This is a genomic window from Arsenicicoccus sp. oral taxon 190 (assembly GCF_001189535.1).
Taxonomy (GTDB): Bacteria; Actinomycetota; Actinomycetes; order Actinomycetales; family Dermatophilaceae; genus Arsenicicoccus.
The window spans coordinates 1,000,833-1,014,391 of record NZ_CP012070.1; the positions used below are offsets into that span (position 1 = coordinate 1,000,833).

At 67.5% G+C, this 13,559-nt stretch carries 5 protein-coding genes; 3 read left to right on the top strand and 2 right to left on the bottom strand.

What is annotated here, in order from left to right; translation table 11 throughout:
- Nucleotides 1-3 precede the first annotated feature (3 nt).
- Nucleotides 4-663, bottom strand: a complete 660-nt coding sequence (locus ADJ73_RS04725; RefSeq protein ID WP_019284492.1) for a hypothetical protein — start codon at nt 661-663, stop codon at nt 4-6.
- On the bottom strand, nt 656-8,260 hold the full coding sequence (locus ADJ73_RS17475) for a helicase-related protein (protein WP_082177114.1): 7,605 nt from the start codon (nt 8,258-8,260) through the stop codon (nt 656-658). The genes ADJ73_RS04725 and ADJ73_RS17475 overlap by 8 nt, the downstream gene beginning before the upstream one ends.
- A gap of 102 nt (nt 8,261-8,362) precedes the next feature.
- On the opposite strand from ADJ73_RS17475, the gene ADJ73_RS04735 reads away from it, so the two are divergent.
- The 3 genes from ADJ73_RS04735 to ADJ73_RS04745 all read left to right on the top strand — a co-directional run bounded on the left by ADJ73_RS04735 (nt 8,363) and on the right by ADJ73_RS04745 (nt 13,556).
- On the top strand, nt 8,363-11,098 hold the full coding sequence (locus tag ADJ73_RS04735; protein WP_050347321.1) for a sigma-70 family RNA polymerase sigma factor: 2,736 nt from the start codon (nt 8,363-8,365) through the stop codon (nt 11,096-11,098).
- A 113-nt stretch (nt 11,099-11,211) separates the two neighbouring features.
- Entirely contained in the window at nt 11,212-12,381 is a 1,170-nt protein-coding gene (locus ADJ73_RS04740; protein ID WP_050347322.1) for an ROK family transcriptional regulator, read from the top strand.
- A 101-nt stretch (nt 12,382-12,482) separates the two neighbouring features.
- Nucleotides 12,483-13,556: a substrate-binding domain-containing protein gene (locus ADJ73_RS04745; protein ID WP_050347323.1), complete on the top strand. Its 1,074-nt coding sequence runs from the start codon at nt 12,483-12,485 to the stop codon at nt 13,554-13,556.
- Nucleotides 13,557-13,559 lie beyond the last annotated feature (3 nt).

Sequence of the window (13,559 nt, forward strand, 5' to 3'; positions counted from 1 at the left end):
TCGTCACCCTGTTGCCGCATCGAGTGGGCGGACCACCGCGAAGCCGGTCGAGTCCCGGTAGATGATCGTGATCCCCAGGGCTCCCACCAGCGCCGTCAGGTCAACAGGGGGCCGGGACGGCAGGAGGATGACCGGCGTCGCGGGCAGGCCCGCCGACGTGGCGAGATGGCAGTAGTCGAGGACCTGGCCGATGGCCATCCGGACATATTCACGATCGGTGGAGCGCTTAGCTTCGACGATCCAGCCGCGATCGGGCACGAACAGGTCCGGGTGCACCACGCCGTCCGACGAAGACAGTGGGAGGAGCGCGGGAGGTGTCCCGCCCAACGTCAGCCAGTCGGCGAAGGCCCTTTGAAGGGCGAACTCGTCGCGGGTGACGACCCGGGCGCCCTCGTCCCCCTTTGGAAGCTCGTAGACCACATCCGACACAGCCGGAGGCGTCCACGGGCGAGCAACCGGTGAGGTGATGCCCGGCCCCTCAGCCTCCCCATCCACGTAGCCGAGGCTGACCAACCTGGCCACGATGGCAGCTTCTTGCCCCTCATCGAGGAACCATCGGCTGCCGTCGGGGACTGGGCGAAACATCTTGCGCAGGTGGTTGCGTACCGTCAGCGGAGGGACACTGAAGCGCTCGGCGATGTCACGGGGTGTTACCTCAGACATCCGAAGCCGCCGCCCCGGCGAGGCGACGCTCGAACTCGGCGTAGGCCGTGCGGAAGTCGGCCTCGCGGTCCAGGATCCCGAAGGGCAGCTCGTAGGTGTACGCGATGCCGCTGCCGGGGTGCACCGCGGTGCGATCCTCGGCGGGCATCTGCGTGCCGTCCTGGGGTTCGCCGCGCTTGCGCCACAGGGCGAGCACCTGGTTGGGGACGAGCCGGCCGTTTGCGTCATAGGTGTATTCGCGGTGGTCGTAGCCGTACAGCACGGCGAACTGCGTCCGGTAGATCGTGCACAGGTCGTCAACCGGCACGCCCAGCATGAGCGCGACAAGGGCGTCGATTTCCACCTGCGCATTCCGACGGTCCACCGCGCGCCGCAGGGGCGTGTCCGCGGACCATTGCGGCCCGATGGGCTTCTCGTCGTGCCGAGGCAGGATCGGGGCGTATGACGAGAAGCCCGCCTCCCAGCAGTCCGCCCACAGGTCGGCATAGGCCTCGGTGACGCAGTTCAGCCGTAATGCCCGCACGATCAGGTCATCGAGCAGCGGGTGGTCCAGTGGAACCAGCGGCAGGCGGTCGAAATTGCCGAGATAGATCCCACTTTTGGGGGCCGCGCGAATGTTGAAGTCCGAAAGCAGGGAGCCAACAGCGGCCTGCAGAATGGCAAGATCTCGTGCGCGGCGCATCGGAAGACCAACGCAAAAGACTCCGTTTACATGTGCCGAACCGGGTGGGATAATAGCCGGAATCAGAGTTCGCTCGCCTGTATTTGCAGCCATGGAACGCCAGGCGACGCGGTAGTGGTCGCGGGCCGCGACGATGTCCTCGTTGCCCTGGTCGTCGGTGACGCGCCAGTGCGTGCAACTGCGGTCGTACACCGCACTGTCGCCTGCAGGCTTGTAGGCCGTCACCGGTCTGGCATCGACAGCAAGCGCCTCGAAGTCCGTGGATACCCAGTCCTGATTGTGCTTCATGGTCGCGTTAGGCGACTTGTACAGGGGCGTCGAGACATGGAGGTGAGGACCCTGCAGGATCGCATCCCGCCACTCCCCCGCCCCCCACTCAGACCGGAATCTTCCCTGCTGTCGGTCGATGGATTCATCCCAACCTCGCGAGAATTGCAGGCCCAGGTTGCCCAGTCGGTGGGATCGGGACAAGATGGTCAGCGTTCGAGCGGCGGCCGAGTTCACTGTGTAAACCATGGGTGCGCTCGGCCATTCGGGGGCGCCGAGCACGTCCTTCCAGAGGCGAAGCGTGTTGGACGTGACCGTCTGAATGCGGCCACTGTGGGGCCGTACGTCCCAGCGGCCCTCTGAATCCTTGAGTCCGGGCTCATCGCCCGAGGCATCGTGCGCGAAAGAGCGAGTCACCGTTTCAGGGTGATACAGGCTGGTGGCGTGCAGGAACGCTGGATCTTGCTGCCCGCCGTAGACATTGACGCCGTAACTATTGTGGTGGTCGATGTCGAACAGAACGAGTTCGTTGATGAACTGCCAGTGCCTTCGAAGGCGGCGGTAGGTCTCGCGACGTAGGACGGTGGCTTTATCATCGGTGAAGTGGGATTCGGAGTGGACCAGTCCGGACATACCGCGAGGGGACATGTGGGTCCACACTCGACTCATAAAGGCGCGGTACAGGTCTGGCTGGGCCGACAACGAGGGATACATCGTCTGGTCACCGAGCACCTCCGCCAGGGTCGCCACCTCAGCAGTTCCTTCGATGACGGTGTGCCGGGTGTTGCCTCTCTGCAGCGTGGCTGGAAGCCGCTCCGCCTTTGCCGCCTCGGATGGCTTGTGCGCTAGAGCCCACCATGGATCTCCCTCGGCCAGCAACGCCTCGACGTCGCTCCGGGGTCGGACCCAAGGCGGGTTCCCGACCTGCAGGTCGAAACCACCACGGGCAAAGACGGTCGCGAACTGCAGCTCCCAGTGGAAGAACGCCTGGGCCTCCGCCACGCGTTCGCACACCACGACCCAGGGATGCCGCGCGCGGACCGCGGCGACGGGCTGGGCGGTCGCCATACCGAGCTCGAGCTCCTCCGACACGTTGAGCGCGTCCCAGTCGCTGGCCGACGTGAAGCTCTGGTTGTGCTGCGCCTTCGTGCGGGTGTCGTGCCGGCCCAGGATGTCCTCGCAGGCATCGAGCCACTCCCCGAACGTCGGCGGGGAGGTCTCGAGCTCCGTCAGCGGCCAGTACCAGAGGGCACACCAGGCATCCATGACGAGCTTCAGCCGCCGATAGGCGCCATCCGGGTCGGCCAGGGACTCCTCGATCTGGGCACGAGTTACCGCGTGACGCTCGGCGGAGACAGGGCGACCCCACAGGTCGAGGGCCCGGCTCGACTCGGCCTCCGCGATCCGTAGCCGCCGCAGCGCGATCCCCCAGAGCTTCTCGACGCGGATCGCGAGCGCCTGCGCCCGTTTGAGCTGCGCGGGCGTGGGCCTGGCGCGGACGCCCTTGCGCCAGGTCTTGAGGCGGGTGAGCTGCGCCTCGGGGATGAGGTCTCTGACCGACTTCGGCACCTCCAGGGCGGAGCCCCAGCCCTTGGCGGGCAGCAGGAAGTGGTGCACCCGCGTGCTCAACACGCCGAGGTCGAGCTCGTCACTGCCGTCGACAGCGGCGGCCAGGCCCGTGAGGGACTCGGCCAGGGGCGGCTCGGTCAGCCAGGTCTTGTCCTTGATCATCCGCTCCGGGTAGAGCGCGCGCCGCGCCCCGACCAGGGAGTTTCCGCGCCGCAGCCGCAGACCGAACCACGGCGCCTGCAGCCCCGCGACCATCGTGTCCAACCAGAGCGACACCTCGGCGAGCTCGACGGCCGTGGCGTTGAGGTCGACGCCATACACCTGGTGCAGCGCGATGTGCGCCTTGACCCGCTGCAGCTCCTGGGCGTAGCGCTCCGGATCGATCCGTTCCCCGAGCTCAGCCTGACGGCGCGTGAGGTACTGCTCGGCGAGCTGCCGCACCGCCTCGATCGCGAACGCTCCCGACCCGAGCGCCGGCTCGCAGATCGTCAGGCTCAGGACCTCCTCGGCGGTCGTGGTGCGGCCGTCCTGGTCCAGCAGCTCCTCGAGTGCCTGCTGCACGGTGAACTTCGTGAGCACCTCAGGGGTGTAGTACGACGCGGAACGCTGCCGGTCCCGCCCCGACAGGCGGAAGACGAACTCGCCCTGCCGGTACATCACCGGTTCCATCTCCCCGGTGTCCTCGTTCGCCCGCCGCACGAAGTGCTCCCCGTCCAGGTGGTCCGAGCGCGTGATGGGGACAACCCACGAGCCCTTGCTGGGATCACCGTCGCGCGCCACCTCGTAGAGGTCCTCGCTGGCGAACGACCCGGTGTAAGACATGAGGCCCTCGTAGACGGCCCCGAGCTGGTTGATGCCGAGCTCGACATAGGAGATGAAGCCTCGCTGCTGCCTGCCCTGCTCCTTGCTGAGCAGCAGCTTGCGCAGCACCTTCAGGAGCGCCTCGTTGCCGAGCCGGACCTCGTCGATGTGACAGGTCTTCTCCGGCAGGAAGAGGTCCGCGCTCAACCCGTTGAAGGTCAGGCCGTCATCCGCACCCTCTGGTCCCGCGGGCGTGTGCCCCTCGTCGACCAGACGGAACAACGTGTCGAGAGAGTGATAGAGGTGCGTGCCACGGCGGCTACGGTCCTCGTGGATCTCGGTGAGCGCCAGATCCCGGAGCCGGTCGAGACCGTAGCCCGCGTCATACTCGCTCGCCCCCACCGGAAGCACCCCCAGCTCGGGAGACGCCTCCGCGTAGAGGAGGAAGAGGATGCGGTAGAGATACCGCAGACACTGCTTGGCGAGCTCGTTCGCCTGGTCGTCGGGCAAGGGGTCGAGCCCCTGGTCGCGCCGACGCCTCACGACCTCGTTGGCAAGGATCTCGATCGACGTGCGCACGCCCTCCTGCAGGTCCTTGCTCACCCCCACGGTGTGCTTGACCGAGGACTCCAAGGTCTCGCGCCACCACACGCCACCGGCCGCGTCCGGCGCCAGCGACTGCGCATCGATGCAGGTCAGTGCTCGATCGATCTCGCCACCCTTGCGGGTGTCATTGCGCTCGGCCACGAGCTGCAGGTCGATGGCCAGCCACCGGCCCTCCGGCCAACGCTCCTTCTCCGCGACCAGAGCCCACCTCCCCGCGAGGACCAGCGCGTATGACGGCCCCTCCGCCTCCGTCATCAAGGTCGACAAGGCGGACGCCACCGACACGACAGGATCCTGGCCCTCCCGCTCCCACGGCTGCAGCAGGGTCCGGGCCGGGACTGTCCCACCCCCATCGGACCCGGCGTTCTTGGCCACGAGCTCCTCGACCGCCGCGACTGGACGACCCTTCAGGATTACCAGCGGCGCGTGAAGGACCTCGTCGACCAGCTCGGCATCAGGCGATGACACCCCGACAAGCGGACCGTCCTCGACCAGCCGCCACTGACCGGTGCGGTAGCCGAGCACGTCGAGCAGCCAGTCCGCCACATCCCTGACGCCATCCTCATCGACCGCTGCGTGGCCCCCCGGGCCACTGTCGTCGCCGTCGATGGCGCCGCTGAGCGCAACAAGGGCCCGCTCCAGCTCGCCGCGCCGGCTGAGGAATCGCGACCGAGTGGTGGCCTCCTCGGCCGCGTCCCATGCCTTCCGTCGATCCAGAACGCGAGCCTGGAAGGACTCCTTGGTGGCGTCGGTCGTGAAGTAGTGCTCGCTGATCCAGTCCTCGCCGACGATCAGGGCGTCGCTGGTGGACACGGGATGGTCGGCGGGAACGACGACGAGGAGCGGTCTCAAGAAGCGGCGGTCCGGTCGGCGAGCATCCGCCAGCGCCCGCTCCTGCTCGACGCTCACGCGACGCTGTCTGATGTCGCCCCGTTGGATGAGGGCGCTGGCTTCTTGGTCCCAGCGTTGGACCCGCCCGGCCCACGCATCCACTCGGGCCGCCGCGGCAGCCTCGGCGGCGGCAAAGGTCTGCTCCAGCGCTGCCTCAGCCTTATCCACGGCCGCAGGGATGCGATCCCGCAGGACTTCGATGTCGGCGATGGTGCCGGGGTTCGACATACGACCATGGACCCCGACTGCCTCAAGCATCCCGGCTGCGGAATCGTGCACCTGCACCATGGCGAACCCCGAGCTTGGGTCCGGGAACTCGACCTGGATCCACACCGCCGACACCGTCTGGCCGGCCTTGTTGGTGAGGGTGCCTTGCAGGAGGACGCTGGTCGAGTCGCCGTCGCCACGGACGGCAAAGATCTCGCCACGACCCAGACGCGCCAGGACACGATCGCTGACCCAATCCAGAACGGGATGGAGCGGGCCGAGGAAGTGCGCGGCCGGCCAGGACGACGACTGCTCGTCGCTGAGAGCACGTGCCAGCTCGGTCTTGCCCTTCGTGGCGCTCGTGGCCAGGCGCAAGGTGGTGGTGACTTGCCGATCGCTCAGGTAGCTCTGGGGTAGCACGGCCAGACGAGCCTTCAGGTCCTCTGGCGGGGTCAGCTGGATGATCTGGTCGGCCTGGTGCTCGACCCACCCCACCCCGCCGGCGCCGCGATCACCTGGCGCCTGGGCCGGCCTGGGGTAGGCGGCAGACACAGCCTCCCGGAGGAAGTCGGCGTGACTGTCATAGAGGCCGGACGCCGAGTGTGGCGAGGAGGGGGTGGGCAGTGGCGTCTGGGCTGACTCCGCCACAGCAGTGCTGAGCTGGGCGAGGAGGGCGTCGAGGTCGCCCCCTCGCAGCACCTGCTCAGGCGTCTGGACGGCTTCGTCCAGCGTCTTCTTGTGCTGGAGGACCTTGAGAATCTCGTCTTCTTCCGCCTGCACACTGTGCTGCCCCATCAGGGAGGCTGAGTCGCCTAGCGCCTGGTGAGCCTCGTGCTCCTTGAGCATGAGGGAGGTGAGGACCCGCAGATCCCCTTGGAAGTGCTGGTGACTCGGGTTGAGCAGCAGGGTGGTGATGCGCGGTGCGTGCCGCTGGCCGTAGCGATCGATGCGGCCGTTGCGCTGCTCGATCCGGATGAGCGACCACGGGATGTCGAAGTGGATGAGCTCGTGACACTGCAGGTGGAGGTTGACACCCTCACTGGCGACATCGCCGGTGATGAGAACGCGGATGGGGGAGCTCTCCTGCTTGAACTCCTCGACGATCTGCTGCTGCTCGACGTCCGTGAGGCCGCCGTGGAGGACACGCACCTGGTCTGCGGTGAGCTTGCGGTCCCGCATGACCTTGTCCCTTAGCCAATGGAGGGTGGCCACGCGCTCAGCGAACACGACCACTCGCTCGGGATTCCTTGCGCCAATCCCGATCCGGTCGAACTCGGTGAGGAGGGCGGCATACTTCCCCGCCCGTTGCTCGCTTGCCTTGCTGGCGAGCTCGATCAAGAGCTCAAGGGAGGCTTTGTCTGAGGCATCCGCTGCCTGAGCGCGCTTGAGTCGATTGCTGGCGGTCTCGGCAAGGGCGGCGGGAGAGGAGAGGAAGGCCTTGGCGAGCGTCCAGCCAAAGAGCGAGTCGCCGGCGCCCCGACCCTCGCGCGTGGCGTAGAGCCAGTGGTCGGCGAGCTCCTCCGCGATGGCGTCCTCATCGGGGGATGCATTAACGAGGATGTTGTGAGGCTGCTGCCGCTCGACCCAATCGGTCCCGACGATGGTGGCGACCTCAGGGGAGTGACGGTGGCGTCGTATGACGAGCCGCTGCAGCTCGTCGGGGTCGATGTCACCCTCGGGCGTGACCGCCGTCGGCTCGAGGAGCCGGACCAGCTCGGCAAAGGACTCCTTCTTGCCGTTGTGCGGGGTCGCGCTGGCCAGGATCAGCGCATCCGTCTGGGGCGCAAGCACGTTGGCCAAGCGGTTGTTTTGCGTCGACGAGTTGGTGATGTTGTGGGACTCGTCGATCACGACGGCGTCCCAGTGGTGCTTGCGCAGGTGGGCGAGATAGCGGTCGTTCTTGAGGGTGTCGATCGAGATGATCGCGCGCTTGTAGAGCCCGAAAGGGTTGCGCGTGGCCGGCAGGCGCCGGCGGACGCGCTGGATCCCCACCGAGTCAAGACGGACGAAGGGCAGCGCGAAGCGGCACCACATCTCGTGCTGCATCTGCTCGAGCACGTGCTTCGGCGTGACGATCAAGATCCGCTCACCACGACCGCGACGCACGAGCTCGCTCAGGATCATGCCGATCTCGAGCGTCTTGCCCAGGCCCACCGTGTCGGCAAGCAGGATGCGAGGACGCAGGATGTCGGGGTTGAGCGCCTGGCGCACGGCGGTGCGCTGGTAGTCGAGGGGGTCCGCGAGCATCCCGTCGACGACGGCGAGGTGGGGGTCATCCACCGGCAGCGGGGTCTTGCGGAGGGCCGCCTCCAACCAAAGCCGTGACTGCCGGTAGTTGGGGCTGTCGTCGGGGACCACCCTGGTGGCGCGGGGATCGGCGACCTCGATGTCATCGAACGCCGCAGAGAACTGCGCCGACGTGCCCGCGACCAGCTCCGAGAGACCCTGGCAGGACGCAAGAATCCCGTCGCGGTTGCGTCCCACCTGGGTGACCAACCACTCCTCGTCCCGGATCCACACGATCGAACCGGGCGCGACGTCCTCGGCGGTCGTCCCCTTCGCATCCACGCGCATGGGCGCCATGCTAACCGTGCGTACACGCGCTGATGCTCCAGTCGCATGGATCAGCACCCCTTCCCCCCTAGGTATGTCGGTGCCATGGGGTAAAAACCAGGCATGACCACCGAGGGCCAGCGCAATGTTGCGCACGCTGACGTCCACGACGAGATGCTTCAGGCGCTCCTGCTTGCCGAGGCGGAGGTCACGACCGAACTCGCGGACGTGGAGCAACGGTTGACGGAGATCCGCGAGCAGCTCGAGCTCGCACGCCGCTCTCTGGTGTCCACGGGACCACGACCCGGAGAGGCACGAGGGATTGGGAGCATGGCCCCGGCTGGCTTGCCCATCGACCTCTCAGGGCTCCCCCTCTTTCCGTGGCAGCAGGAGGCCCTTGAGGCGTGGGCTGGCGGGGGAAACGTCGGCATTGTGGAGGCGGTAACAGGTGCTGGTAAGACGCGAGTGGGTATCACCGCCATCGCTGCTGCGCTGGAGTCGGGCAATCGCGCCGTCGTCATCGTGCCGACCATCGTCCTCCGGGCCCAGTGGATCCGCGTGCTGCGGGAGGCGCTGCCGCATCACGCCATCGGCGACGATCCCCGCAAGAGCGACTGGCACGTCCTGGTCACAACGGTGCACAGCGCCGTCCACCTAGACCTGGCCCCCGGCGAGACGCCATTGATGGTGGCTGACGAATGCCATCGGTACGGCGCCGAGACCTGGGCCCGGGCACTGCGTACCCAATTCACCTGGAGGCTGGGATTGTCTGCCACGGTCGAGCGCGGGGACGCCGGCGACGCGATCCTGAAGGCGTACTTCGCGGGGGTCGTCTACACCCTGGGATACGAAAAGGCTCTACGCGACGGGGTCATTGCGCCGTACCGTGTCGCCTTCGCCGGCGTGGATCTCGACCGTGACGAGCGGACGCGCTATGAGGACGCATCAGACCGCATGGCCAGGGCGCGAAGCACCCTCGTCAGCGTCTATGGCCTCGATGGCACGCAGATGGGCAGCTTGCTGCAGGCAGCTCAACGGCTGATCGACCAATCTGCCCCAGGGGCCATCACCGCCAGGCAGTTCCTCAGGGCCTTCAGCGACCGCCGTGCCGTCCTCGCCGAGTGTCGAGCAAAGGTCCGGGCCCTTGCCGCCATAGCGGATGACGTCGCCACTCGCCGGGGGACCTTGATCTTCACTCAGACTCGTTCCTCAGCAGACGCTGCTGCCCTTGTCCTGCGGTCGCAGGGTTGCCAGGCAGAGAGCGTCCACGGCGAGACCAAAGAGGACGAACGAGAGGAGCATCTCGTGGCGCTCGGTCGGGGCGATCTGCAGGCGCTGGCGGCGCCTCGCATCCTCGATGAGGGCGTCGACGTCCCCGACGTGGACCTCGGCATCGTCCTGGCCCGCAGCAGACGTCGACGGCAGATGATTCAGCGCCTCGGCCGCGTGGTGCGACGCAAGCCCGATGGCCGCCCAGCGACATTCATCGTCCTCTTTGCCAGCCACACGACTGAGGACCCCACGTCAGGCGGGCCAGATGCCACCGAGTTCGAGGAATTGCTGCCATGGGCGCTCGAGGTCGTCACCGTCGACCTCGAACGGGAGGGGGTTGGGCCCCTCAAGCGCTTCCTTCAGGGGATCGCTGGCCGTGGCGCTGGCGAAGTCTTCATCAGGCTCCCCTCGAGGCAGGATCTTCCAGAGCTGGGCACCGCGGAGACCTCCCTGACGGACGCCTACCCCAGACGGCACCGTCGTCAGCCAGCAGCGACCGCCGCGCCCGATGTGGCAGCGACCTCAATCGTCACGGCCCCTTCAGTGATCCATCAAACGCCGCTACCGGTGGCATCGGCGGACGACGAATACGTCCTGGTTTGGGCTCAGGAGGAGGACGATGCACCCTCTCGCCAAGTCCTGACCGCCGGCGCCACTGCCGACCCGGTCAAGGACTACTTCAAGCAGATCGGGAAGGTCGCCCTCCTGAACACTCAGAAGGAGGTCGAGCTGGCGAAGCGGATCGAGGCCGGCCTGTTTGCGACGAACCTGCTGTCGTCTGGCGGCACCATCGATGTAGACCTCAGGTCCGAGCTGCAGTGGGTTGCCCAGGACGGGAAGCTCGCCAAGAACCACCTGATCGAGGCCAACCTGCGGCTGGTGGTGTCGCTGGCCAAGCGCTACACCGGTCGCGGCATGCTCTTCCTGGACCTCATTCAGGAGGGCAACCTCGGTCTGATCCGTGCCGTGGAGAAGTTCGATTACACCCAGGGCAACAAGTTCTCCACCTACGCGACGTGGTGGATCCGGCAGGCCATTACGCGGGCGATGGCCGACCAGTCCCGCACTATCCGAGTCCCCGTGCACGCTCATGAGGTGGCCGTGCGGGTCAATCGGCTTCGGCGGTCGCACGACCTCACGTGGCGCGAGTGCTACGACCAACCCACCTGCCTCGGTGAGGAGGTCACTCTCAGCCAAGTTGTTGACGCTCGTACTCACCTTGCGCCGGTTCCGGGCTTTGACGACGTACCCAACATTCTGGAGCGTCCTGACGCCGCAGACCACGTGCAGGACCTGCTGACGTCGCTGGGTCACGGTGAACTCATCGCCCAGATGTGGGAGTTCCTCACCCCACGGGAGGCGCGGGTCCTGGCGTTGCGGCACGGTCTGGGCGGTCGCGACCCCATGACGCTGGACGAGATCGGGCGTTCTTTCGGTGTGACGAGAGAGCGCATCCGCCAGATCGAGTCGGGAGCGCTGGCGTCCCTTCGTGGCGAGCCGGTCTTGTTGCAGGCGGCACACGAGTGGGGACTGGCCAAAGTCGTCGTCCCAAACAGTGATCCAACTGATCCCGTTCTGGTCGCGTGATGGCATCGGTGTCTTGCCGACGCCGATTCAAGCCCTCCGAGTCATCCGCCCATGATCCGGGTCCCATCAGCGGCCTAGGGTGGGGCGATGACCTACCGGCCCCGTGACCTGCGATGACCACGCGAACCATCGCGCGCACCAACAGCGGTCGCATCCTGGAGCTGCTGCGCGCACGAGGGCCCATGGCGCGTGCGGACGTCGCGCAGGCGACCGCGCTGAGCGTGTCGACGGTGTCGCGACTGGTGGCCGAGATGCTGGGCAGCGGCCTGCTGGTGCAGTCGGAGGACGGCGCCGTCACCGGCGGCCGGCCGACCCGACACGTCCGGCTCAACGCCGCGGCGGCCACCACCCTCGCCGTCGACATCGCGGACCACCACACGCAGGTCGCGCTCGTCGGGCTCGACGGGACGGTCCTGCGGGAGCGCACCTGGGTGCCCGACGCCGCGGAGATGACGGGTGACGCGCGCCTGGCCCACACCCTCGACGTGATCGAGCAGGCGCTGACGGAGGCCACGGCATACGACGCAGGTGAGCACGACAACCCCCGCTGCCTCGCCCTCGGCGTCTCCGTCCCGGGCCCGGTCACCTCGGCCGGTGTCGTGCGGTTCTCGCCGTCGCTGGTGTGGGACGACCTGCCGCTCGGCGACCTGCTCCGCGAGCGCTTCGGGCTGCCCGTCGCCGTCGCCAACGACGCCAACCTCATCGCCATCGCCGAGAGCCGCGTCGGCGACTACCGCGACGCCGCATCGCTGTTCGTCCTGGCGGTGTTCGACGGGATCGGCAGCGGCATCGTCGTGGACCGCGCGCTGTGGCCCGGCAACGCCGGCTGCTCGGGGCAGATCGGGCGCATGCTGCTCGACAGCACGGCCATCGCCAACGTCTACGTCGGCTACGGCGACCTGGAGCGGCAGCTCGGGTCGGTGGGCCTCGCGCGCCGGGCCGCTGATGCGGGGATCGCCATACGGCCCGAGTCCGACATCTTTGCCCAGCTGTTCACCAGCACCGACCCCGCCGCCCGCGACCTGAGCACCCTCGTGCTCGACCAGTTCGCCGCGGCCCTGGTCAACGTGTGCGCCCTCATCGACCCCGAGGTCATTGTGCTGGCAGGGTGGTTCGCGCCGCTGGCCGACCACCTGCACGGCGAGCTCGAGAGCCGGCTGACCGGCCGCGTCCTGTCCGTCCCCCGCATCGCCCCCGAGTCCACCGGCCACGCCGGAGCCCTGCTCGGGGCCGCGCACGTCGCCCTCGACACCTACGGCGCGCTGTCCCAGCTGCTCGACTGACGAGATCTGCGTCACCTCTGGCGCCCGGCCCGTCGCCGGGTCTACTCTGCAGACACCCTTTTTCGCATAGTGCAAATAAGGGTGAGAGCGAGGAGCCTCCAATGGGACGTAGGAACCTTGTCGTCGCGACCGTCACGGTCGCGAGCCTCGGACTCGCCGGGTGCAGCACCGTCTCGTCGACGAGCAGCAGCTCCGGCAGCGGGTCCTCAGCGGCCAAGGGGCCGTTCACGATCGGCATCAGCAACGGCTTCGTCGGCAGCGAGTACCGCACCCAGATGGTGCAGGACATGCAGGACGCCGCCAAGCCCTACCAGGACGCCGGCGAGCTCAAGCAGCTCGTGCTGGAGAACCAGGACACCGACGTCAACGGTCAGATCCAGCAGGTCCGCAACCTCATCAAGGCCCGGGTCAACGCGATCATCGTCGACCCCAACTCCGGCTCCGCCCTCGACGCCGTCTTCAAGGAGGCCACGAGCGCGGGCATCAAGGTCTATGCCATCGACCAGGCGGTCACCGAGAAGTCCGTGACCAACGTCGGCATCGACCAGGGCAAGTGGGCCGAGACCAGCGCCACGTGGCTCGCCCAGCAGCTCGGGTCCGGCAAGAAGGTCGTCGCCGTCAACGGGATCTCCGGCCATCCGGCCAACGAGGCCAGGTGGGGCGCGGCCAAGAAGGTCTTCGACGCGGCCGGCATACAGGTGCTCACCACCGCCGACGGCGGCTGGGACCAGGCCAAGGGCCAGCAGGCCATGGCCAACCTCCTGGCCACCTATCCCGACATCAACGGCGTGTGGACCCAGGACGGTATGGCGCAAGGAGTCCTCAAGGCGCTCGTCGCCGCCAAGAAGCAGAGCTCCATCGTCACCACCGGCGAGGCCCGCAACGGCTTCATGCGCCTGTGGAGCCAGCAGGGCAAGGCCTTCAAGTCCGTCGGTGTCGTCAACCCGCCCGGGACCGGCGCCACGGCGCTGCACCTCGCCATGGCCGAGCTCAAGGGCGGCAAGATCGACCCGGCCAAGCTGACCGACGGGCACTCCGTCGTCCTCGACCTCGAGCCGGCCATCACGCCGGAGAACTTCACCGCCGAGTGGGACAAGGTCAAGGACAAGCCCGACACCTACGTCCTGGACTCGATCCTCACCAAGGACGAGGTCGCCGGCCTCCTGGCCAAGTAGGCC